Here is a 21667-nt window from a genome sequence, read left to right as displayed (position 1 = left end):
AATTATGTAATTGAGTTATTTTTTATAGTAAATTTTTACCTTAAATCCCGACACTTGATTCTCTTCACTATTTTGTTCAACTTTACAACGCATGACGGTTACTACCTACGGACTACAGCACATTAAGAAAGAGATTCAGCATTTGCCACATGAGCAATTGTCTGAATTGTTGCTTCGCCTGTCGCGTTATAAAAAAGAGAATAAAGAATTACTGGCTTATTTACTGTTTGAAGCCTATGACGAGGCTGCGTTTATCGAAAAAGTTAAGGCCGAGGCTGGGTTTATGTTCAGCCAATTGCCAGCATTAAGTTATAATGCCGCAAAAGGCATGCGCAAAATACTGCGGCTCCTAAGCAAGTACACTAAGTTTACCGGATCAAAAACAGCAGAAATAGAGTTTTTACTAAATTTCTGCAGCAATTACCTGGAGTATGCCGACAGGCGAACATCATACAAACCAATCCGCCTGATATTAACCCGTCAGGTTGAAAAGGTAAAAACGCTAATAACTAAACTACATGAAGACCTGCAATATGATTTTTCCGATAACTACAATGCATTAATTGCCGATGCTGAAAAAAAATTAAACTGGTTTAAAAAGAGTGATTACCTGTTGTAACATATGTACACTAAGATAATCTAACCTATATAAATTCTATTAACAGTGGCCAACAAAGAAGCAGCATTCAAGGAAATTTATGCAGCTAATTCTAAAAAGATTTTCCATTTGTGCTATGGTTATACCGGCGACGATGAAGCCGCGAACGACCTGCTACAGGAAACTTTTTTAAAAGTATGGCAAAACCTGGATAAATTTCGTAACCAGGCCATGATCTCTACCTGGATCTATCGTATTGCAGTAAACACCTGCTTAACCTACCTGCGATCAGAGAAGCGACAGGCAAAAGACGAACTTACCGAACAAATAGCCGAAACAAAACGAGAGGAATTTTCTGAAAAGAATGAGCAGGTTGCTTTACTGTATAAATGCATATCAAAACTGGAAGAATCGGAAAGAATTATTATAACACTGGTGCTTGATGAAGTGCCGTACCCCGAAATAGCAGATGTTTCGGGCATATCAGAGGGGAATTTGAGGGTGAAAATTTATCGTATTAAACAGAAGTTAACAGAATTATATAACCAGTATGAAAGACTTTGATCATTTGATGTCGGTTTGGCAGGGACAGCCAAAGCAAGATCAGCTTTCAGTGGATGATGTGCTGAAGCAGGTAAAGAAGGGAATTCGCGGCATAACCAACAAGTTGTATTGGACAATTGTGGCCATGGTGGCCGTTACTGTATTCGCGGCCATTGTTACATTTTTCCTGGCGTTCAAGTCAGGGGTTACAACGGCGGGTATTTTAATAGTATTGCTTACCATGCTGATGTATTTGGCGCTTACCGTAAGGCACTATCACATTTTAAGCAAGCGCGACGCAACCATTAACCCGGCCGAATATTTGGATAGCCTAAAAGAGTATCAAAAAACACGATCGAAAATTACAGGTTGGTTTTATTACATCTACATACTGTTAATCAGCGCCGGGCTGGCACTCTACTTTATTGAGGTGCTGGAAAACTCTTCCCTGGCATTTAAAATTGGCACTTACAGCTCTATCACCATCTGGTTTCTGTTTACCACTTTTTATTTAAAGCCGAGGATGTTTAAAAATGAGGAAGAAAAACTTAACCTGATGATAGATAGACTGGTTCGGTTAAAAGAACAGTTTAATTAAATATCGTTGAACGGGTTTCGTAACATTATTTATTCCCTTTGTTAATTAACAGTTGTATTACCTGTTCCCGTAGCTGTCTGCTAATAGGCACATGGTTTGTTCCTACATCCAGCATATTGCCATCAATTGAGTTTACCTTATCATATGCCACAAAGTACGATTTATGAGTTTGTATAAACTTACGCTGCGGTAATCTTTCGCCAAAGGCTTTTAGTGTGCTGTGGGTGATAATCTTTTTGTTGACGGTTTGTATTACCACATAGTTCTCCATGCCCTGCACAAACAACACCTCATCAAATACAATTTTTTCAAGCTTGCCTTCGCTTTTTACAAACATATACCCCATTTCGAAGTCACTACTCCCCTTTTGATCAAAATAATCTTTAGCCTTAAAGGCAGCTTTCATAAATCGCTCAAACGAGATGGGTTTTAATAGATAATCCAGCACATCAAGGTCAAAACCATCGGTGGCATATTCCTTAAAGGCGGTGGTAAATATTACTTTTGGCGGGTTTTGCAACGACTTAATAAATTCAACCCCTGTTAAATGCGGCATCTGGATGTCTAAAAACAACAGATCGACAGGCTGTTGTTTCAGCACTTCGCTCAGTTCCATGGCATCCTCGCATTTCGCTTTTAAATCAAAAAAGTTGATCTTTTCCACATAACCTTGCAGGCCCTTGCGCGCAAAAGGTTCATCATCGGTTATTATACAAGTTATCAAGTTCATCAATTAAATTCTATCACCAACTCTGCCGAAAAACGATTTCCTGCACAACCAACAACTAACCTGTGTTTATCCGGATACAACAACTGTAAACGGCGACGTAAATTCTCTAACCCAATACCTGTATAGTTTTCGTTAGGCTGCATTTGTGCCGGTACATCGTTAAATGTAGCAAAAATAAAGTCGCCGTCGTTAATATTTGCACTAATGCTGATTTCAAAGTTGCCACCCGCGTATTTGAAAGCATTTTCGACCAATGGTAGTAGTAGTAATGGGTAAATTGGCTGGTCTGTTAACCTTTCATCAAAACAAACGTTCAGCTTCAATTTACTGCTGGCCCTTATTTGCTGAAAGCGGATGTAGTTTTGCAGGTATTCCAATTCGTGGCTTATAGGTACCTGTTGCTGCTGATCGTAAAGTTGATATCTTAACAAACTGGAAAGCAATTCTGTACTTTGCTTGGCCGCCGGCACATCCTCATCCATCTGAAAATAAATGGTGTTTAAAGCATTAAACAAAAAGTGCGGATGATATTGGGCTTTCAAAAACTTAAGTTCGGTTTCTAACTGATCGTTAGTCAACTTTTCCAGCTGTACCTTGTTGGCAATGTAGGCCTTTAACCATGTACTGCTACGGGCTATGCCATAATAAATAATGGCGTATAAGGTTGGTATCATGGTGAGGTCTGCCAGATCACCCCAGGATAGGCCGTCGTCAGTCAATGCAGCCATTGGAGTAAATACCAGGTTCACCAAAACCAGGTTAGCAGACACCAGTATAATTAATTCTCTTACTATTCCCCTATAATTAAGTTGCAATGGCCAGCGCCTGTCATAAAACCGAAAGAGCCACTCAAATATATATATGCCTGCATAGCCCACCAATACACTGCAGCTCATTTCAAGGACATTTAAACCCCAGTCTCTTTTCCAAAACATTTCATCATGTTCAGTGTCGTGCAGCAGCCTTACGGTAAAATATACCAGCAGGCCATACAACGCGGGGGAAATATATTTCTTAAAAAAATTCATTTGGAAAGTCAGGAGTTAATACAAATGCCCTATTTCGACGTTCGTTAAGTTATGCATAATTGTTTTAATTATGCATAACACATTGGCCGATAAACATCCAACATCATATTATTATAGAGCCGATTCAATAATCCGATCCTGAATAATCGGTAATTCTTGCTTTTCGTCTTGAATCTTAATTCCTGGTTTTTGACTCTTCTTCTCCAAGGGTTTCATTCCAAATAAAAACCGTGTTAAAGCATAAGGGCGTACCAGTAAATGATAAATAAGCACTGTTACAAAAAAGGTAATACCAACCGTATAAATATATTTAGACAGGATACTTTCATTACGTGTTTGTACAATATAATAAACAACTAAAACTATTACAGTTTGATGCAGGATATAAAACGGGTAAACGGCCTGGTTAAGATAATTTAGCGCTTTGTGTGTACCATTAAGATACTGCTTGCCGTAACCAACCAACGCCAATACCCATCCCCAGGCAATAATGGGCCTTAGGGCCGTAAAAGCGTAGCTAAATAGTATATTTTGAAAAGGCCACCGTGCTTCACCGGGTTCAATACCGTTCCAACGCATGCATTCCCACAACATTAGGCTTAAAAAACCGATGGTTAAGGCAAAGCGGCGGTTGCGCTCCAGGCTATCCATCAGTTTGGGTTGTACGATGCATATAAAGCCCGCCAGTACAAAAAACAGCCAGTAAACAAAGTAACAGCCATCATGTACAAGGTCATTGGTTTCGGGCAATTGCCAGCTTAACAGGGTAAACCAAATAACGCCTGGCAGCATTAGCGTATATACCCACTTCCCTTTAGCCAGCAGTGTAAGTTTCTGTTTGAAGCCATCGCTTTTGGACGATACCATCCAGGCGAATAATGGCGCAAATATTAAATCATAGATGAGCAGGTAAGCAATAAACCACAAGTGGTGCCAGCTGAAGCTGCCTTTGGGATAAGGTACAAAATTAAATACACTTGTATAAAACTGCCCAAAACTGCCACGATAGCCATTTGCAAGCCGTTCCATATAAATTTGCGGCGGCACTATAATAAACATGCCAACCAGCAACGGGATAAACAGCCTGCGGAAACGTAAGCCGATGAAGTTTAAAGCAGATCGCCGCTGCATCATGTAGTAACTCACGGTACCAGAAATAAAAAAGAGCAGCGGCATGCGAAAAAGGTGCAAAAAGTGATTTGATTCCATCATCAGGTTGCTGGTTTGCGCGTTTTTGATGTGCCAGCCATCCTCGGCCACATAAGGCATAGCCGAATGAAAAAATAATACCCCTAAAATTGAGATGATCCTTAACCAATCGAGGTAGGTTTGACGTTGCGTGGTTTCCATAATCGTTTTGTTTTTTTATCAAAAGAAACAAAACCGGCATAATCAATATAAATACTTTGACCAACGGTTAAAAACCTTTGACCAACGGCAACCGAGAGCAAGTTTGAGATGTACGATATGAGATATCAGACGCCTGGCTTATGTTGTTTCGAACGTTACTGCAACACCAAAAAACGAAAACTGCCCGAGTCGACTAACATTTTTATTGGTGCTCCCTTGCTAAACTCGGCCCTTATAATTGCGGTTTTACGAGGACCAACACGGGTATTGCTGTTGTGTGTATGAAATACATAGTATAAATTGCCCTTTGCATCCTGCAGAAAATCACCATGGCCGGTACCGTTGGCGCCCGTATTTTTCCGGCTGATGAGCGGGCTATCCTGCATTTTTGTCCACGGCCCATAAGGCGACGTTGATGCTGCGTAGCCCACCGCATAATCTTTACTACGAAAATCATTAGCGGTATAAAACAGGTAGTACAGACCGGCATGTTTTAATACGGTAGGCCCTTCTGACACAGGCCATTTGGATAAGTCGGTGTTCTCCCATGGCAGCTCTGCATGCAGGCATTCTTTTACAGTTGCTAAATCAATGTCAGAAAGATCGGGTTTTAAACGGGCAACAAAAATACGGTTACCATCTTGCAAACGCACGTAGTACAGGTACAGGTTTCCATCGGTATCCTCGAAAACAAAGGGGTCTATTTGTTTACCACTACCAGAAACCTTTTTTTTGTTCTTTTGCACAAATGGACCAAGCGGACTATCACTCGTGGCAATGGCTATCTGCTCATCAGCTGTGTAAGCCATATAATATTTACCCCGATATTTAAAAATCTGCGGCGCCCAAAATCCCTGTGTTCCAAAACTATCTCCTTTCAGTAATGCATGCCCACCTCTATTCCCTATCGGCCCTATCCAATGATGTAAATCAGTTGAGCGGTATACCAAAAATCCATCTTTGCTACCTGTACCGTATAAATAATAAACGCCTTTTTCCATAAAGATGGTCGGATCGGCCATTAAAACGGTATCGCCAGGCACGGACATCACTGGTAATGCCGATACAGGTATAGCTATGGCGAAGGAAAAAACGCATAATACTACTCTAAAAAAAACTTTCATATTAAAAATCTACAGGTGTAAATATCGAAAATTTCGTCGGTGTAATTCTTGGCATACCTGGCCGTCAAATATCGTTTGTATTACTTATTGGCTGTATTATCTGCACCAAACCATTGTTTAAATACTTTTGTCACCGCCCCTGCAATAACGGCGTTTCCCCAATCCGAAGGATGTAAGCCATCGTAAGTTAACCCGATGGCCTCCTTAGGATAAGGATATTCGTCGGTAACAGCATCAAAAGATATTTTCGTAAATTCCGGGTAAAAGTAATTTTCGTAAGTACCAGATGCTGGGTTTTTAAGGCGTTTAAATTTAACCAGGTCCTCTATTGCCAGCCGGCGGTCGTGGTAAAGGTCAACCACAGGGATTTGTTCCCAACGGCCAATGGAATCTATAGCATTCACAACCATTTCCAACGACTGACCGTTCTTAGTGCGATAGCTGCCAAAGGCATTATTTCGCTGATTATTAATATACACAAAGTCGACTCTTTGCATCGGAGTTATCAGCAGAATTTTGGCAACAGGATTTAAGCTGCGCAGCTTATTGATAATAATGCGGAACGAGCCATAAACGGTAGTATTGCCATTACCGGCTTTATAATCGCCCATGCTGCCAACAGACCTCCCCTGCCACCAGTCGTTAGTTCCTAAAAAAACAGTGTAAATATCCGCGACCGGGATTCCGAGGCTATCTATGTTTTTTGCGATACCGCCCGATGTCCAGCCATTAAACCCCTTATTAATATAATGCAAACCATTGCACTGCTTCGTTACACGGGTTAGATATCCCACAGTAACCCGGTTACCCGTTTCGTCAAGGTGATCGTTTAGGTAAGTGATTGAATCACCTATGGCCACCCAGGTCAATTCCTTAGATTTGTAAGCGCTCAGGGCCACGAATATGGGTACCAACAACAGCAGTAGTCTTATTTGTTTCATCATGGTGGAAATAATTACAGGTTTACCGGAAGTACAAGCGCTAAATTAACCGGATTTTTTTACAAACTGTCCTTAACTGTATCTTCTCTTTCTTTAGTAACCTACCCTTTCAAAAACGGATTAAAATTCCTCGTGCCAATATCCATTCCTGCAGCGCGGCAAACAGTTTTATCGCCAAATTTAAAGTTGATATTATCCATAGCCTGGTATAAGCGAATACGTTCCTCGTTATCCTCAAACAGGTTAATCTGGTAGCGGCCGCTGGCCAGGTTACTCAACCTTACTCCTATCAACCTGATGGGGCGGTGCTGGTTCCAGGCTTTTTTTAGCAGGTTTTTAACTCCTGGCAGCAAAATGTGTTCGGCAGCGGTAAGGGCTATCTTTTGCTGCTGCGTGTGGGTTTCAAAGTTGGCATACCTGATTTTGATAGCTAGGCATGATGCCAGTTTATTTTCCCGCCGCAGTTTTGACGATAGTTCTTCAGTCATCGAAATAAGGATGGTTTCAATGGTGCGCTGATCGTTTACATTGATATCGAAGGTGTGCTCCGTCGATATAGATTTACGGTCGGAATGCGGGGTGATTTCGCTATGATCTATTCCATGCGCCCTCTCCCAAAGAAAAATCCCGGCCTTGCCGAAAACGGTTTCCAGAAACCTAAGATTGGTACGTTGCAGGTCGCCAATTTTCTCTATGCCATATTGATAAAGCTTTTGGGCGGTACTTTCGCCAAGGCCGGGAATTCTGCTGATTGATAAAGGTGCCAGGAATTGGAGTTCTTCGCCGTGTTTAATAAACAGCTGGCCGTTAGGCTTAGCCGCATTGGTAGCCATTTTAGCCACCGTTTTGCCCGATGCCATCCCAAATGAAATAGGTAAGCCTGTTTCTTTAATAACCCGTTGCCTAAGGTTTGATGCAACCTGGTAGCAATCATAAAACCTGTCCATACCGGTAAGGTCGATATAAAACTCGTCAACCGACGATTTCTGGAATAGTGGTACCGAGTCCTGGATGATATCCGTAACCTCCCTGGATGCTTCGGAATAGCGACCATGGGAACCCCGAACTATTGTAGCATGAGGGCAAAGCTTCATGGCCTGTTTCATCGGCATGGCCGAGTGGATTCCAAATTTACGGGCCTCATAACTACAGGAGGCCACTACCCCCCTATCTGCCGAGCCACCAATAAGTACCGGAATACCAATAAGCGCCGGGTTAAACTTACGCTCAACCGAAACAAAAAAGGAATCGAGATCGATGTGTACGATATATCGTTTTTGATCCATGAAACAAATTTGCTAATTAATTTGGTATTTTGCTAATTATATTAGTATTTTTGATTGAGAGAAATTTAAAATATGAGGATGTACGAAGATCACTTAATGCTGCTTTCGCCGCCGGAAATAATCAGAACCGAAATTGCCCGCTATAAAAAGGCATCTGCAAAGCTTATTGGAGATTATCAAAGCATGAACTCGCCTGCTCATATTTCTATCCAGCATAAGGAACGCCAGAAACCGTTCACGACCGATAGAAGCATTGAATTTTTAGAAACAGAATTGACAAGCTTGCCGCCGGTATTGCTGCATATTGATGGTTTTGGAAACTTCCCATACCTGCACGGTAAATTCACCACATATGCCAATATACGGTCGACACCTGCGGTTGACGATTGGTTTAACCAGTTAAAGAAAAAACTAAAAATAAAAAAGGCGCTTACGCCGCATATAACTATCACCAGGAATATACCAGAAAAGGATTTCAACAAGTTATGGCCTCATTTAAGGCATAAAAAGCTGGTAGAGCCTTTCTGGATAAATGCGCTTACCGTAGTTAAGCGCGATACGTTTGATCCATATGCCAAATGGGAGTTTTTTAAAGCCTTTGAATTTAAAAATCAGCAAGGCTTTATTGGTACAGAAAACATTGAAGGCGGCCGGATTGAGATGGTCGGCCAGGATCAAACCAGTTTATTTGAAACAATTTAATCAGCAATTATATGAATTCGCCATTTTTTCACTTCGTATTGTCCTTGCCAGATCATGTTAATACCGAGATTGTTAAATTGAAAAACGAAGCCCGGCGGGTAATCGGCGATTACCCCGGCATGGGGTCGAAGCCTCATATCACTACCAACAATTATCCAAAGCACCCCATCCATGTGCATGACCATGGCTTTTCGATGTTTGAGCGCAGGTTGACGGCTTTACCGGCAGCTGTTTTTGAAATAGATGGCTTTGATTGCTTTAACGAAAATAACGGCTATAACAAAACCATTTACGCAAAGCTGAAGATAAGCGACCATAATACCTACTGGCTTAAATTATTGTGGGATATAGTAGGCAAAGGCAGTGGAACACCGCACATTACCATAGCACGCGGACTTACCCCCGAACAGTTTAATTTACTTTGGCCCTATTTTCAAAGGAAAGAGTTGAAAAAGAGGTTTGTGGTATCAAAATTCACCATTTTAAAAAATCTGGTTAACTCCGGCACGTCTGTTTATCGCGAATTTGAGTTTAAAGGTTCGGCCGATTCATTAAACAGTGTTTACCAGGAATATTTAATGCGGCATGTAAAAAACACAGCTGCTGTTAATAAACAAACCAGTCTTTTTTAACTTGAATATGGCCCTTAAATATTATCTGACAGTATTGTCTCCGCCAGATCGTATTGATCAAAAGATAAATGCTTTTAAAAAAGCGTGTTTTAACCGCATTGGTAATTTCCAGGGGATGAATTCGCGTGCACATATTACTTTAGATGTCATTAGGGATGAGGTTGAACCCGGGGCGCAAAAGCCCAAAGTTATCGGTCATTTTTATGATATGGTCGATTTTATAATAAGGCGAACGATAGCTGTACACAACATCAGGGTAACAGGATTTAACTTTTTTTCGCACGGTCCGGCTTTCCGTACTATTTATGCGGAAATAGAACTGGATAAAGAAACATCCGACTGGTTTACCGTCATTAAGGATTTGCTGATGATAAAAAAGCTCCATCCACACATTACCATTGCGCGTAAAATACCGATAGAGGCATTTAATACCTTATGGCCGCATTTTGTGAAAATTAATTACAGAGACGAGTTTTTAGCCGATGGTATAACCGTGCTGGAAAAAGAGGCCGACACCAAATTTGACAGCTATAAGATTTATAAAAAAATCCCTTTCGACAGAAAGCTGGCCGTGGCATAAAAACTTGATATTGAATAAAAAACCTAAACCTTAAAATAAAATTCGTTGGCTTTAAACCTATTACCTTTTCAAAAATTATTACTTAACTCTAAAAATTTCACAATGAAAAAAATTTACTTGTCGGCTATTTTAGCTACCGGCATTGCGCTTTCTGCAAGTGCCCAAAAATTAGAAAAACCAGAGATCGATAAGATCAAAGGCGACACCACATGGAAAACATCCGATGAACGAATTTACACACAATTGGGCTTTGCTACGGGCAGACTATTATACGTTTACGCGGAAAAAATAGGAACCAGTTACGTGCTGTGCTTCAGGATAGATAATATGAACGGTCCTCGGGTTTGGTCTATCGGTCCGGCCAACATTACCAATATCAAGTTTACTGATAACAGCGTACTGGATTTAAAACCTGATGTAGGCGGCGACGCCCATGTAACTTACGGCTCGCAGGCCGACCGGATTATTAACCTGGTATATTATAAACTGGAGAAAGATGATATCGAAACGTTGAAAACAAAATCAGTTTCAATTATCCGGATCGCGACTGATGGTGCCGCTAACTTCGATTACGAGATTAAACCCAAAAACGCTGATCTGATTAAGAAAGATCTTGAATTGATATTAACAAAGTAAAAAATAAAGAGGCGGTGATTTTAACCGCCTTTGCTATTTCTACCCATCAAAAAACACTGTAAATTTTAAAAACACGCGGTTCACGAGCATTCAAGGCCAACAAAGCGCTGGCGTTTATGGCCGATGTAACCAGGAACGGGCAACAAACAATAATCTATTCCTTTAACTATCAGCGGGTAAGCCTTTTTTAACAATTTATTAACCTGATAAGCATCCTTTTTCTATATTTGCCCCGGGGTAAGTCTTTTACGGCCAGCTCCTCTTGAACTCCCCCAGGGTGGGAACGCAGCAAGGGTAGAGAGTTGAGCGGCGCGATAAAAGTAGCTTACCCTTTTTTATGCCTATATTTTTCCTGCCAAAAGCGGGTTCCTTTTTTATTGTGAACCAAGCGACGGTAATCAAGTTTCCTCCCAGACTACAGCCGTTTGCCCCCCTTATAATTAAAAATCATAACGGAGAGAAGCCAGGTAACAAATACCCCAAAAAATGCGCACAAGGCTTCGTAGCATAAAAAAATTAAATATTATTGCAAGATAATTGTCTGCATAAACATGTACGGAACCTTATTGGCATTACACTCCCTCACCCGCTGGCTGATATTGATAACCCTCCTGTTCGCTATCTTTCGTTCGTACCGTGGCTGGTTATCAGGAAGTCCTTATTTGAAATTCGATAACATTGTAAGGCATACTACAGCCACCATAGCACATCTTCAATTAATACTGGGCGTCTGGCTATACTTCATCAGCCCTATTGTTGCTTATTTCTTACATCACTTCGCCACCGCAGTACATGAACGTGCAATCCGTTTTTTTGGCATGGAACACGTTACCATGATGCTGATAGGGATAACCCTTATTACTCTGGGCTCTGTCAAAAGCAAACGACAAACCAATGACCTGAAAAAATTTAAAACAATGGCGATTTGGTTAACCGTAGCCCTGCTGGTAATACTAAGTTCGGTGCCCTGGTCGTTTTCACCGCTCATCAGCCGGCCAAATTTCCGGCCATTCTAAAAAATAGTCAACGGCTAAAAGTACCCATTGGATTCTTTTTTTTTGGCGCGCGGCAAGGACGTTAATTTTTTGTTGGTATTTTGAATCGTCCTAATATCAGTCGGCAGTACAAAAAAGGACACGGCTCACCGCCCATATCCCTACTTTTACCGGTAAGCGCCCCGGGTTTACCTTTTTTGCTTTGCCACCATTTAGTCATCCCTCTACATTTGTTTAAAATGGTTTTAAGTGTTAATCGTCTATACTAATATGGAAAATAATTATTTCATGCTGAGCCCGGTGCCTGCTCCCCCAGACAAAGAACAGGAACTTGCCATCCTGTTTCTCGATATCCGGAATTTCACCGGCTTATTGGAAGCCCAGTCTGGTAAAACCGTCATTCAAATTGTACGCCGTTTGTTCACCGCGTTTAATCAAATCATTAAGAAATTCGAAGGTAAGGTGGTAGAGATCGCCGGAGACAGTATGTATGCTGTGTTTGGTTTACAAACCGGGTTAAAAGAATCCGTGAACAATGCCTACCAGGCTGCTAAAGTGATGTTCCAAACGGTTGGCCTGTATAACGAAGCTTATGACGAACCTTATTATGAAGGCCCGCTCGAGATTGGTGTCGGTTTGCACGCTGGTAATGTTTTCGTTGGCCAGTTTGGATTGGATAACGCTCCGCAACTATCAGTAATGGGCCTCCCTGTCAACATTGCATCCAGGCTACAAGCCAAAACTAAAGAGTTGGATAACGACATGATCATTTCAGAGCATGCATATCAATTGTTGGCAGATGACGGGGCTATCGCCCATTATCAAACTGTACAGCTACAAGGGATCAGCCAGGGGCAACAGGTCCGGCTGGCAGGAAGGCCATACAGCAATCGCACCCAACCAAACCTGGACTATTTAATGGCTATTTCTGGTTAACATATAAGTGCAGCTGGTTCCTCCTGAACATTTTACTTATTTAATCAAAATTGGCACTTGTGCAGATCGATTCACAATTGTCTCTCAAAAACTGCCTATCTTAGCAGCATGCTCGATATACTCATTATAGGTGGCGGCCCCATAGGTTTAGCTTGCGGCCTGGCAGCCCAAAAAGCAGGATTAAGTTTTGCAATTGTCGAAAAAGGCTGCCTGGTAAACTCTTTATATAATTATCCCTCTACCATGACCTTCTTCTCAACTTCAGAGAAATTGGAGATTGGAGGCGTACCTTTTGTAACCGTTCATAACAAACCCACCCGTAACGATGCACTGGAATATTACCGCAGGGTTGCCCTGTCAAACAACCTTCCGCTCCATTTATTTGAGGAGGTAACCAACGTAAAGGCCGATGATGATGGCTATACTATAACAACCAATAAAACAACTTACCGGGCAAAAAAGGTCATCCTATCTACCGGCTTTTATGACATAGCGGTTAATTTAAATATCCCGGGCGAAGATCTTCCCAAAGTAAAACACTATTACCTGGATCCGCATTATTATACCTCGCAAAAAGTGGTGGTGGTTGGTTCCAGCAATTCGGCCATTGATGTGGCTCTGGAAACCTATCGCAAGGGCGCCGATGTTACCCTCGTGGTGCGTGGGCCTGAGATTAGCAGCAGGGTTAAATACTGGGTACGGCCGGATATCATTAACCGGATAAAAGAAGGCAGTATAAAGGCTTATTTCAACTCCAATCTTGAAGCCATCCGCGAGCATGAGGTTGATATCAAAACACCTGATGGATTGATTACCATGCCTAACGATTTTGTAATGGCGATGACAGGCTATAAACCCAATTTCGATTTTCTGAAAAAACTGGGCATTATCCTGTCCGAAGATAAATTTATTCCCCAATACAATCCGGAAACGATGGAAACCAACCTGCCCGGTTTATACCTTGCGGGCGTAGTTTGCGGAGGATTGGATACCCACCTTTGGTTTATTGAAAACTCGCGGGTGCATGCCGATATGATTATGAATGATATAGTTGCAAAAAGGCAATAGATCAATAGCATAAAATTCAACTGATGAACATCTCCGGCCCTATCTGCATCCTGTTTATCAGGCCGGAGATTTGTTCATAGGCTTTTCCTGGATTCCTCCCATAGAGAGCATCCTTCAGATGCCAACTACTTCTTCCCTATTGCATATTGAATCCCGCCCAGCAAATGCTTCAGGTATAACGGATCGGCATATGACTCGTCGGTGTGCCCAAGCTCAGTATAAAAGGCCCTGCCGCCATCAAAGCTGTGATACCAGGCCATAGGATGGTTATCGCCGTTTTCGCCGCCTGTGTAGCTTTTTTCATCTATCTTGATCAATATATGCAGGTCATCACCTATCCATTTGTAATTATACCATTCGTCCCAGCGTTTCCAATCTTCGGGCAGGTGGTTGGTGGCAATAAAATCATGGTCGACAACATGTAAAACCGCTTCCTGCTGTTTAGGGTGACTTTTAAAATAAGCCCCAACCAGCTTGCCATACCAGGCCCAATCATATTCGGTATCGGTAGCAGCATGTACGCCAACAAAGCCACCACCGGCTTTAATATACTGTTCAAAGGCTGTTTGCTGCGCATCGTTCAAAACATCACCCGTAGTACTTAAAAATATTACAGCCGCATATTGCTTTAAGTTGGCGGCAGTAAACTTTTCGGCGTTGGTGGTGCTATCCACAGCAAAGCCATTTTCGGCCCCCAGCTTCATAATAGCCGGTACGCCAACCGCTATAGAATTGTGATGAAACCCGGCTGTTTTGCAAAATACCAGCACTTTGGTTTTGGCGGCTGCATTGATGATAGCCAAGCCCGTTAGCAGGCAAATGATGATTAATTTTTTCATAATTGATATTTCAAAAGGTTAGTTTGGAAATGTAATTCCGTTATGCAATTTAGTATTAATGTTTCACGTCGCAAGGTTTAGTTTTGAAAGCTGCAGATCATCGACCACAATTCTCGCGGCAACTTTATCGGGCAAAACGCATCTGAGTTGGGTTAACATAACTTAACATATTTCAGATATTTTGTTTATAAGTATTTGATAGTTAATTATTTATAATTTATCATGGTTAACACTAATTTGATGTATCACGCAATTTAAGTGCATCCAAATATTTGTACCTGTTTTTGGTCAAAACAGGGTGCCGAAGCAACTTGGATCTTTTGGCAGGATGAGGCAATAAACATAAGGTATCGTTTTAGCAATTATTAAATAACAGCTTATCGCCGCCAATTATTCAGATGCCGTTGCCCTGACACCTTTATGTAAAAATTCTGCTTCCTGAAGGTAAATTCCAACTATATCACATTAAATCTTTTATTTAGCAGATACATGTATGTTAGCTTAACCATAATACGTTACCGCAAGCTGTTTATACCATTCGCATTACTCGCCATGGCTATCCACCGGCTGCCGCTGTTGCTGCAAAAAGGCTGCACATTTTATAAGTTGCTTGGCTCGGGCAAAAACGGAACTTTTGATTTACAACCCGACTGGCAGCAGTGGGGCTTATTAGCCTGCTGGGAAAGCCGTGAAGATTTTGACAGGTTTTATAACCGGTCGTTTGTATCGGGCTGGTGGAAAATATTTGGCCATGAAGGTTATACCGTACTATGCCAGCCCCTGCAAAGCCATGGTAAGTGGAGTGGCAAAGAACCCTTTGGCAATCCCGAAGCCACAAATTATACCGGCCCCGTGGCTGTGCTAACACGGGCCACCATCCGCATAAGCAGGCTTAAGAATTTCTGGAGTCATGTGGATGAGGTGGCTGGTCTAATGACCTTAGCCCCTGGTTACGTTACATCGTTTGGCGTTGGCGAAGCCCCTGTTTACCGGCAGGCAACATTTTCTGTTTGGAAAAGCATTGATGATGTAAAAAACTTTGCCTACAAAAGCCGGGAGCACGCCGAGGTAATAAAACTTACCCGCAGCGAGAACTGGTATAGCGAAGAGTTATTTGCCCGCTTCCGGCTGGTTGCCAGCTTTGGTTCGCTGGACGGTAAAGACCCTTTAAAAGATTTATTGAAAAATTAAAATATGAGAATTATTGCCGAACTACCGCACTCCGATTTTAAAGTTACGATCATGAATATGAACCAAAAGTTTATTGTAAAGATAGAACAGGGTACCCTGGAGCAAAGTTTTAAAGTTGCCGAAATGGATTTAACCGATGGCGTTAACAGTGTTTTTGAATTGCTTGATGAGGAGTTTTTAACCAAAGTTGCCGCCCGGTTTATAGAGATGCGTGCTGATTTTAAAGATGCATATTACCGGTACAATTTTTAAACAGGATTTACAGGATTAGTAGTTGATTTACAGGATTTTAAAACAAACAACTTTAACGAACAGGATTATATTTGGCAAAATACACAAAATGCCTGCAATTAATGACCTAACTCTCTCTGTTCATTAAACTAAAAATCTAACTAAATAACAATAAATTATTGATTATTAATAATTTAAATTTTATAAGTAATTTTATTTGGTGACAATATCAGCCAAATAAATGGGAGGTTAAGCTAAAATAAGGTCACAATACCAAAATCCGGCTGGTTTGTGATCCGGGTTTGTAACGCAGGAATCGTCTGTGTTTTTAGGGGCCTGATATTCCTTAAAAATTTTAATCCCGGTTTTATAGTTAACGGGATTTGAAAAAATAGGCCCCTTAAAAGTGAAGGTGTGAAACTCGCCGTTCTCGCCGCAAACATCTACATCATCGGGCAGGGCATCAATCAGTTCGGCACTGAGCTCCCGCCCTACTATTCGTTCAAGGCGAGCCTGTGTGCAGGCTATCACCGTTCCAAATCCAAGGCTTAAAAATTCATTGATCAGTTCGCGGGTGTCACGTTTCCATAACGGATAAATACCGGTAAGGCCAACTTCGCTCAGCCTTGCATCACGATAGTCTTTCAAATCCTGCAAAAAGATATCGCCGAAAATAGAATGCGTTATCCCCTCGCTTTTGAAATGAGCCAGGTGATAATGCATAACCTCGTCATACTCTTTCATGCCCGGCATCTCGGGCAGCCGGATCTGGTATAATGGTATACCAATACTTTCGGCCTGTTTTATCAATAGTTCCGTGCGTACGCCATGCATCGAGATCCTGTCGGCAGCATCGTTAACAGTTGTTACCAGGTACCTGATGTCAAGGTCAGCATTTTGCAGGCAATGGTACAAAGCCAGTGCGCTGTCTTTACCGCCGCTCCAGTTAAAAATACACTTCATTTTAATTATTGAATTATTGATTTAGTGAATTAGTGATTTGGCAGATTGGTGAAGTAGCATTGACAGGATGTATATATGTTATTGCTCATTTAACAATTCATTTACCAGGGCCACCACCCCTACTGTCGCTTTTTCCTGGATCTTGATGACCGGGCCGCGCACATTGATATCGGGTATTTTAGGGTCGATAACATATCGGGGTACATCGCGGTTTACATAGCCAATCAATCCGGCGGCCGGGTATACGGCCAACGAGGAACCGATCAGCATAAAAATCTCCGCACGGCCACAAATTCTTGCGGCCGTTTCAATCATGGGCACAGCTTCGCCAAACCAAACAACGTGGGCGCGTAACGGCGATCCTAATTCGCATACCTCGTTCATGCCAATCTCCCACCCATCAATGGGGTAAGTAAGCTCGGGGTTAACACTTGATTGCGAACGGGTAATGATGCCGTGCAGGTGTACCACATTGGTGGAGCCTGCCCTTTCATGCAGGTCGTCTATATTTTGGGTAATGATGGTTACATCGTATTTCGCTTCCAGTTTGGCCAGGGCATAGTGTGCGGCATTAGGCTTCGCATCCATCACATTTTTACGTCGCTCGTTATAAAACTGCTGTACAAGGGCCGGGTTACGCTGCCACGCTTCGGGTGTAGCCACATCTTCTATATTGTAACCCTCCCAAAGGCCGTCGCTGTCTCTGAAAGTCTTTAAACCGCTCTCAGCGCTTATTCCTGCTCCTGTTAATACTACCAACTTTTTCATAAGGTAAATATTTGTTCATAAAAAAAGCGACCTGCATAATGGCAGATCGCTTTTCAATTTTATCAATTTAAATTAAAGTGCCAATTGTTTTTGTGTGCGTAAAAAAGTGTACCTGGTTTTAGCAAGTTCAAAACCGCCAAATAGTAGTAAACCAAACACCATGTCTCCTAACACCATATTTTTTTCAAAAGGAATAGCCTTAACTAACGATTGACCATAACCTGCTAAAGTATGCGGATACAGTGTACCGTATAAAAATGGCAGATCGATAATGAGCCAGTGAATCAATACCGATGCAACAGCTGCCAGCAACACGTTAAGCACATTTACCTTTTTGATAAAGCTACCTACTAAAACCATCAACGCAAAGCAAAGATAAACCCACGCCGCACCACTATACCACAAAGTAACTTTTGAGGTATACAGGTAATTGATGATGATATCGGTAGTAAAAAGGGTAAGTAATACAGTTACATATCCCTTCCATTTTTCAGTGAAGTAAACACCGCCAAATACAGCTATCGCGCCCACAGGTGTAAAGTTACTCAGTTCCTTATACTTAAAGGTTATTAGCCTGAAAGCTGCGGCAACAACTATCATTAAAATCAGGATAATGTTCCTGTTGATGGTATCTTTTTTATTCATGGTTTTATTTATGATGTAAAATTACTCATAATCATGTTAAATAAAAACTACTAATTAAACTGGTATTTTGCACCAAGCGTAAAGTTTATACCCCGTGTGTTATAACCCAGCCAATCGGTATATTTTTGATCGAGTACGTTGTTCAGGTCCCCAAATACATCCAGATTTTTGGTGGCTTTTAGCTGCAGGTGCAAATCAACCAGGTTGTAGCTTTTTAAAGTAGTTATTGTAGATGGATAAGTGGCGAAATTTTGATCGGCCCTGTTGCCGGTATATTTGTAATTTACACCTATCAGGAAATTTGCACAGGCCTGGTATGAAACATTAGCACCGAAAGTATTTTTGGGCCTGCGGTATAAGTTAGCCGTTTGTTTGCCAGCTTCATCCGTTTGCTTACCTGTTACATAAGCAAAATATGCTGATGCGGTTAGCTTGTTTGAATTGTATTTCAGTTCAGCCTCAAAGCCTTTATCTTTTTGAAAAGATCCATTTTTATAGAATGAACTATAAGGAGGCACAGATTCAGAGAAGAAATAAATTACATCTTTTGTATTGCGTTTATAAAATACGGTGTTAAATGATAGCGTGTTTTTTACGACCTCCCAATCAAATCCGGCCTCGTACGATGTAGTTGTTTCAGGCTTCAATTTACTATTTCCGTATTGAGAAGACAGCTGGTACAAAGATGGTGATTTAAAGGCCGAAGCAATAGTTCCGAACACTTTAAACTGATCTGCTAAATACAGCGAAGGGTTAATGGTATAGGTGAAGTTATCGCCATATTTGCTATGATGATTGTACCTGCCTCCCAACTCCATGTGGAAGATATTTGATTTAAAAAATAACGACGTGTAAACACTGGTAATGCTATTGTGGGCTGTATCATCGCTTATAACACTTGGACCGGGGTGGTAACCAGTTTGCTCAAACAAACTGTATTGACTGGTATTGCTGTATTTATAACCGGCACCACTTGTGATATCAAAATACCTGCCCAAATTATAATTCAAAACAGCTTCCAAATTGCTTATGCGGCCAGTATTTTTTGTTACCTGGTTGGTTTCATAATTATCGGGTGGCAGGTTTTTAAAGTTGTTACGAACTGTATTTTGGCTGGCATTAAACACCAATGTTCCTTTTGGTAATTTCACTTTAGCTCCTAAACCACCAAATATAAACGTATTGTTGTAGGTGTAGTTGTTATCGTTAGTAAAAGCGCCATAAGGCAAATCGCCGGTGTTATAGCTACCCTGGAAATTACCGTTCAGGCTAAATTTTTCAGAAACATATTGATTGATGTTTACACTTGCCGAACGTTGGTGGAAACCATCTTTTTTAAATCCGGCTTTATTTGTAGTATCGGTAGCAGCCGCAAAACCTCTTGAATCTGTATTAGATAGGTTAACGGCAATACCTGTGTGATTTATTAAACCACTTAGCCCGGCCGATTCCTGGAAAGTATTATAACTTCCGCCCGTTAATTGTACATTACCTTTTAAGCCCTGTCCCTGCGGATGTTTGGTGATGATGTTGATCACACCGGCCACAGCGTCTGATCCGTAAAGTGTCGATCCGCTTCCTTTTAATATTTCAATTCTTTCTACCTGGTTTAACGGGAAGGCATTAAGATCATAACTACCATCAATTGAGCCTGCGTTGTTAACCGGAAAACCGTCTATTAATATTAAAGTATTACCCGACGATGCCCCGCGTAAAAAAACTGAGGTACTAATGCCGGGCGCGTTCTGGGCACCAGAGAAAGTTATCCCGGGTACGGTATTCAACAACTGGGGTAATGTTTTGCCTTGCGAACGGTTGATTTGCTCTGCCGATATTACGGTAACTACCCTACCTATATCGGTTAATTTTTTTGGTGAGCGGGTTGCGGTGACAACTACATTATTTAATAATCGGGTGGTATCCTGCGCGAGCACGGTAGTGTTGCATAAACCCACCTGTAATAATCCTAATCCTAAAACAATTTTAAGGTACTTTTTTTTCATGTATTTGCTATAGCGTTAAATAATAATGCAGTTTAATAGCGCAACACGGACTGATAAAATGAAAACACACCACCAAAAGAAGAGCATTCACATTCAGGCTTCAATCCACGAAAGCTATGAATAATTTATAATGCTCTGGCAGGTCTTCTGACTTACTCCCCTTTCGTTCTGTCTTCCCTGCGCTTAAGCTCAAGTGACTTTAATAGAATGAACTATGGTTATGGAGCTTACAGCTGCGGGACAGTTCCGGATTTACACCGTATTCCCTTTTAATCCTTTATGATATGCAATAAAGGAACCTAAAGCGCCGCAAAGGTAGTTTATGTACAGCAGATACGCAAGTTGTTTGAAAAGCCCGAGCTGGTTTAAAGCCATCCGTTTAGCAATCCCCATTTGTTTTTGTATGGCTTTACCATAATTTTTGCGGATTTTTGGGCACGAAATTATGCGCTATTTTTTTCATATTGGTTATCACGGCACACAGTACAGTGGTTGGCAAAAACATGCCGGCGTTGCAAGTGTACAAGCCGTTTTTGAAACAGCTTTAAGCCAAATTTTAAAAACGCCCATAACTGTTAACGGCTGTGGCCGCACCGACACGCAGGTGCATGCCAGCCAATTTTTTTTTCATATCGATTTAGCAAAGGAATGGGATTTCGATCTCTTTTTCCGCCTCAATAAAATACTGCCGGATGATATCGCGGTATTTGATATCATCCCGATGCAGGGCCTGCCCCACGCCCGGTTTGATGCTGTGCAGCGCTCATATGATTATTTTATTCATACTTATAAAGACCCTTTTTTAAGTGCTTTTAGCGCCTTATATCCCGAAACCAACCTCAACATTGATGAAATGAAAAAGGCTATAGCGCTGCTCCCGCGTTATAACGATTACCGCGCCTTTTGTAAAATGCCCGACAGGGTTGACCATACCATTTGCAACGTGAGCTCGGCAAGCCTTTTTGTTAGCAGTAACGGCGACAGGCTCCGGTTCAACATATCTGCTAACCGGTTTTTGAGCAAAATGATCAGGATCATTATCGGCCGCCTGTTGGAAATTGGCCGTGGCGAAATAAGTGTTGATGAATTTGAAAGTCACCTCATCAGCAAACAAACGCCAAAAATCATCATCCCAGCCTATCCCCAGGGACTATACCTGTCAAAAGTAACGTATCCTTACCTTGATATCCCCGCCAAACCAACGTTTACAGGCCTGCTCCAAAAGGATGAAAACCCTGTTTGGCAATCAATATAATACCTAAAGTATTCCCTGTCTTGGC

General features: G+C 41.6%; 24 protein-coding genes, 1 other RNA gene and 1 riboswitch. Of the genes, 14 read left to right on the top strand and 11 right to left on the bottom strand.

All coding sequences use genetic code 11. From position 1 onward, the window contains the following. Positions 1–91 precede the first annotated feature (91 nt). Genes ACFGVS_RS04135 through ACFGVS_RS04125 form a run of 3 tightly spaced genes read left to right on the top strand, consistent with a single transcriptional unit; the run spans position 92 to position 1739 of the window. Positions 92–619, top strand: coding sequence for a hypothetical protein (locus tag ACFGVS_RS04135; RefSeq protein WP_439697580.1), 528 nt, complete (start codon positions 92–94; stop codon positions 617–619). 45 nt (positions 620–664) lie between these two features. After that, positions 665–1162 (top strand): RNA polymerase sigma factor, encoded by a 498-nt coding sequence (locus ACFGVS_RS04130; RefSeq protein WP_439697579.1) that lies wholly within the window; start codon positions 665–667, stop codon positions 1160–1162. Further along, positions 1149–1739: a hypothetical protein gene (locus ACFGVS_RS04125; protein WP_090650382.1), complete on the top strand. Its 591-nt coding sequence runs from the start codon at positions 1149–1151 to the stop codon at positions 1737–1739. The genes ACFGVS_RS04130 and ACFGVS_RS04125 overlap by 14 nt, the downstream gene beginning before the upstream one ends. 25 nt (positions 1740–1764) lie before the next feature. Here the strand turns inward: ACFGVS_RS04125 and ACFGVS_RS04120 are convergent, their stop codons facing one another. The 6 genes from ACFGVS_RS04120 to dinB all read right to left on the bottom strand — a co-directional run bounded on the left by ACFGVS_RS04120 (position 1765) and on the right by dinB (position 8198). Next, positions 1765–2469: a LytR/AlgR family response regulator transcription factor gene (locus ACFGVS_RS04120; RefSeq protein ID WP_439697578.1), complete on the bottom strand. Its 705-nt coding sequence runs from the start codon at positions 2467–2469 to the stop codon at positions 1765–1767. Then, positions 2469–3497 carry a sensor histidine kinase gene (locus tag ACFGVS_RS04115; protein ID WP_439697577.1) on the bottom strand — a complete coding sequence of 343 codons (1029 nt, stop codon included), beginning with the start codon at positions 3495–3497 and terminating at the stop codon, positions 2469–2471. Before ACFGVS_RS04115 ends, ACFGVS_RS04120 begins: the two co-directional genes overlap by 1 nt. Positions 3498–3608: 111 nt before the next feature. Beyond that, complete coding sequence (locus tag ACFGVS_RS04110) at positions 3609–4847, bottom strand: acyltransferase family protein (protein ID WP_439697576.1); 1239 nt, start codon at positions 4845–4847, stop codon at positions 3609–3611. A 155-nt stretch (positions 4848–5002) separates the two neighbouring features. Further along, on the bottom strand, positions 5003–5971 hold the full coding sequence (locus ACFGVS_RS04105) for a glycoside hydrolase family 43 protein (protein WP_439697575.1): 969 nt from the start codon (positions 5969–5971) through the stop codon (positions 5003–5005). Between the two features lie 80 nt (positions 5972–6051). Next, on the bottom strand, positions 6052–6915 hold the full coding sequence (locus ACFGVS_RS04100; protein ID WP_439697574.1) for an SGNH/GDSL hydrolase family protein: 864 nt from the start codon (positions 6913–6915) through the stop codon (positions 6052–6054). A gap of 98 nt (positions 6916–7013) precedes the next feature. Continuing rightward, positions 7014–8198, bottom strand: a complete 1185-nt coding sequence (gene dinB / locus ACFGVS_RS04095; protein WP_439697573.1) for a DNA polymerase IV — start codon at positions 8196–8198, stop codon at positions 7014–7016. Between the two features lie 72 nt (positions 8199–8270). On the opposite strand from dinB, the gene ACFGVS_RS04090 reads away from it, so the two are divergent. The 8 genes from ACFGVS_RS04090 (at position 8271) to ACFGVS_RS04055 (ending at position 13747) form a co-directional block, all read left to right on the top strand. Continuing rightward, entirely contained in the window at positions 8271–8900 is a 630-nt protein-coding gene (locus ACFGVS_RS04090; protein ID WP_439697572.1) for a 2'-5' RNA ligase family protein, read from the top strand. An 11-nt stretch (positions 8901–8911) separates the two neighbouring features. Then, positions 8912–9532, top strand: a complete 621-nt coding sequence (locus ACFGVS_RS04085; protein ID WP_090651056.1) for a hypothetical protein — start codon at positions 8912–8914, stop codon at positions 9530–9532. A gap of 7 nt (positions 9533–9539) precedes the next feature. Next, positions 9540–10112: a hypothetical protein gene (locus tag ACFGVS_RS04080; RefSeq protein WP_439697571.1), complete on the top strand. Its 573-nt coding sequence runs from the start codon at positions 9540–9542 to the stop codon at positions 10110–10112. 102 nt (positions 10113–10214) lie between these two features. Then, positions 10215–10748: a hypothetical protein gene (locus ACFGVS_RS04075; protein ID WP_274213386.1), complete on the top strand. Its 534-nt coding sequence runs from the start codon at positions 10215–10217 to the stop codon at positions 10746–10748. Between the two features lie 235 nt (positions 10749–10983). Continuing rightward, positions 10984–11082, top strand: an RNA gene (gene ffs, locus ACFGVS_RS04070) — signal recognition particle sRNA small type. Between the two features lie 217 nt (positions 11083–11299). After that, the gene (locus ACFGVS_RS04065; protein ID WP_439697570.1) at positions 11300–11764 is read left to right on the top strand and encodes a hypothetical protein; all 465 of its coding nucleotides are present in this window, start codon (positions 11300–11302) and stop codon (positions 11762–11764) included. Between the two features lie 249 nt (positions 11765–12013). Then, positions 12014–12679, top strand: coding sequence for an adenylate/guanylate cyclase domain-containing protein (locus ACFGVS_RS04060; RefSeq protein WP_439697569.1), 666 nt, complete (start codon positions 12014–12016; stop codon positions 12677–12679). A gap of 108 nt (positions 12680–12787) precedes the next feature. Then, a complete protein-coding gene (locus ACFGVS_RS04055; protein WP_439697568.1) occupies positions 12788–13747 on the top strand; it encodes a YpdA family putative bacillithiol disulfide reductase in 960 nt (319 codons plus the stop codon). A gap of 125 nt (positions 13748–13872) precedes the next feature. On the opposite strand, the gene ACFGVS_RS04050 is transcribed toward ACFGVS_RS04055, so the two are convergent. Further along, the gene (locus tag ACFGVS_RS04050) at positions 13873–14586 is read right to left on the bottom strand and encodes a ThuA domain-containing protein (RefSeq protein ID WP_439697567.1); all 714 of its coding nucleotides are present in this window, start codon (positions 14584–14586) and stop codon (positions 13873–13875) included. A gap of 489 nt (positions 14587–15075) precedes the next feature. Between ACFGVS_RS04050 and ACFGVS_RS04045 the strand changes: the two genes are divergently transcribed. Continuing rightward, entirely contained in the window at positions 15076–15777 is a 702-nt protein-coding gene (locus ACFGVS_RS04045; protein ID WP_439697566.1) for a DUF3291 domain-containing protein, read from the top strand. A 3-nt stretch (positions 15778–15780) separates the two neighbouring features. Further along, positions 15781–16029 carry a hypothetical protein gene (locus ACFGVS_RS04040; RefSeq protein ID WP_439697565.1) on the top strand — a complete coding sequence of 83 codons (249 nt, stop codon included), beginning with the start codon at positions 15781–15783 and terminating at the stop codon, positions 16027–16029. A gap of 228 nt (positions 16030–16257) precedes the next feature. Here the strand turns inward: ACFGVS_RS04040 and ACFGVS_RS04035 are convergent, their stop codons facing one another. The 4 genes from ACFGVS_RS04035 to ACFGVS_RS04020 form a co-directional block, all read right to left on the bottom strand. Next, a complete protein-coding gene (locus tag ACFGVS_RS04035) occupies positions 16258–16971 on the bottom strand; it encodes a diphthine--ammonia ligase (RefSeq protein ID WP_439697564.1) in 714 nt (237 codons plus the stop codon). A gap of 78 nt (positions 16972–17049) precedes the next feature. Then, entirely contained in the window at positions 17050–17739 is a 690-nt protein-coding gene (locus tag ACFGVS_RS04030) for an SIR2 family NAD-dependent protein deacylase (RefSeq protein WP_439697563.1), read from the bottom strand. Between the two features lie 72 nt (positions 17740–17811). Continuing rightward, on the bottom strand, positions 17812–18384 hold the full coding sequence (locus ACFGVS_RS04025) for a DUF6580 family putative transport protein (protein WP_090651045.1): 573 nt from the start codon (positions 18382–18384) through the stop codon (positions 17812–17814). Positions 18385–18434: 50 nt separating this feature from the next. After that, a complete protein-coding gene (locus tag ACFGVS_RS04020; RefSeq protein ID WP_439697562.1) occupies positions 18435–20387 on the bottom strand; it encodes a TonB-dependent receptor plug domain-containing protein in 1953 nt (650 codons plus the stop codon). Between the two features lie 120 nt (positions 20388–20507). Continuing rightward, positions 20508–20706, bottom strand: a riboswitch (cobalamin riboswitch). A gap of 126 nt (positions 20707–20832) precedes the next feature. Between ACFGVS_RS04020 and ACFGVS_RS04015 the strand changes: the two genes are divergently transcribed. Then, the gene (locus ACFGVS_RS04015; protein ID WP_439697561.1) at positions 20833–21642 is read left to right on the top strand and encodes a tRNA pseudouridine synthase A; all 810 of its coding nucleotides are present in this window, start codon (positions 20833–20835) and stop codon (positions 21640–21642) included. The last annotated feature ends 25 nt before the right edge of the window (positions 21643–21667 follow it).

It is taken from the genome of Mucilaginibacter sediminis, from assembly GCF_051903035.1.
In the GTDB taxonomy this organism is placed as follows: Bacteria; Bacteroidota; Bacteroidia; order Sphingobacteriales; family Sphingobacteriaceae; genus Mucilaginibacter.
Note: the sequence above shows the minus strand (reverse complement) of the source record. Positions and strands in the feature narration are given on the sequence as shown.

Excerpts from the sequence above, each read along its gene's own strand:
- ACFGVS_RS04135 (WP_439697580.1), top strand. The coding sequence starts at position 92 with ATGACGGTTACTACCTACGGACTACAGCACATTAAGAAAGAGATTCAG.
- ACFGVS_RS04125 (WP_090650382.1), top strand. The coding sequence starts at position 1,149 with ATGAAAGACTTTGATCATTTGATGTCGGTTTGGCAGGGACAGCCAAAG.
- ACFGVS_RS04120 (WP_439697578.1), bottom strand. The coding sequence starts at position 2,469 with ATGAACTTGATAACTTGTATAATAACCGATGATGAACCTTTTGCGCGC.
- ACFGVS_RS04115 (WP_439697577.1), bottom strand. The coding sequence starts at position 3,497 with ATGAATTTTTTTAAGAAATATATTTCCCCCGCGTTGTATGGCCTGCTG.
- ACFGVS_RS04110 (WP_439697576.1), bottom strand. The coding sequence starts at position 4,847 with ATGGAAACCACGCAACGTCAAACCTACCTCGATTGGTTAAGGATCATC.
- ACFGVS_RS04105 (WP_439697575.1), bottom strand. The coding sequence starts at position 5,971 with ATGAAAGTTTTTTTTAGAGTAGTATTATGCGTTTTTTCCTTCGCCATA.
- ACFGVS_RS04100 (WP_439697574.1), bottom strand. The coding sequence starts at position 6,915 with ATGATGAAACAAATAAGACTACTGCTGTTGTTGGTACCCATATTCGTG.
- dinB (WP_439697573.1), bottom strand. The coding sequence starts at position 8,198 with ATGGATCAAAAACGATATATCGTACACATCGATCTCGATTCCTTTTTT.
- ACFGVS_RS04090 (WP_439697572.1), top strand. The coding sequence starts at position 8,271 with ATGAGGATGTACGAAGATCACTTAATGCTGCTTTCGCCGCCGGAAATA.
- ACFGVS_RS04085 (WP_090651056.1), top strand. The coding sequence starts at position 8,912 with ATGAATTCGCCATTTTTTCACTTCGTATTGTCCTTGCCAGATCATGTT.
- ACFGVS_RS04080 (WP_439697571.1), top strand. The coding sequence starts at position 9,540 with ATGGCCCTTAAATATTATCTGACAGTATTGTCTCCGCCAGATCGTATT.
- ACFGVS_RS04075 (WP_274213386.1), top strand. The coding sequence starts at position 10,215 with ATGAAAAAAATTTACTTGTCGGCTATTTTAGCTACCGGCATTGCGCTT.
- ACFGVS_RS04065 (WP_439697570.1), top strand. The coding sequence starts at position 11,300 with ATGTACGGAACCTTATTGGCATTACACTCCCTCACCCGCTGGCTGATA.
- ACFGVS_RS04060 (WP_439697569.1), top strand. The coding sequence starts at position 12,014 with ATGGAAAATAATTATTTCATGCTGAGCCCGGTGCCTGCTCCCCCAGAC.
- ACFGVS_RS04055 (WP_439697568.1), top strand. The coding sequence starts at position 12,788 with ATGCTCGATATACTCATTATAGGTGGCGGCCCCATAGGTTTAGCTTGC.
- ACFGVS_RS04050 (WP_439697567.1), bottom strand. The coding sequence starts at position 14,586 with ATGAAAAAATTAATCATCATTTGCCTGCTAACGGGCTTGGCTATCATC.
- ACFGVS_RS04045 (WP_439697566.1), top strand. The coding sequence starts at position 15,076 with ATGTATGTTAGCTTAACCATAATACGTTACCGCAAGCTGTTTATACCA.
- ACFGVS_RS04040 (WP_439697565.1), top strand. The coding sequence starts at position 15,781 with ATGAGAATTATTGCCGAACTACCGCACTCCGATTTTAAAGTTACGATC.
- ACFGVS_RS04035 (WP_439697564.1), bottom strand. The coding sequence starts at position 16,971 with ATGAAGTGTATTTTTAACTGGAGCGGCGGTAAAGACAGCGCACTGGCT.
- ACFGVS_RS04030 (WP_439697563.1), bottom strand. The coding sequence starts at position 17,739 with ATGAAAAAGTTGGTAGTATTAACAGGAGCAGGAATAAGCGCTGAGAGC.
- ACFGVS_RS04025 (WP_090651045.1), bottom strand. The coding sequence starts at position 18,384 with ATGAATAAAAAAGATACCATCAACAGGAACATTATCCTGATTTTAATG.
- ACFGVS_RS04020 (WP_439697562.1), bottom strand. The coding sequence starts at position 20,387 with ATGAAAAAAAAGTACCTTAAAATTGTTTTAGGATTAGGATTATTACAG.
- ACFGVS_RS04015 (WP_439697561.1), top strand. The coding sequence starts at position 20,833 with ATGCGCTATTTTTTTCATATTGGTTATCACGGCACACAGTACAGTGGT.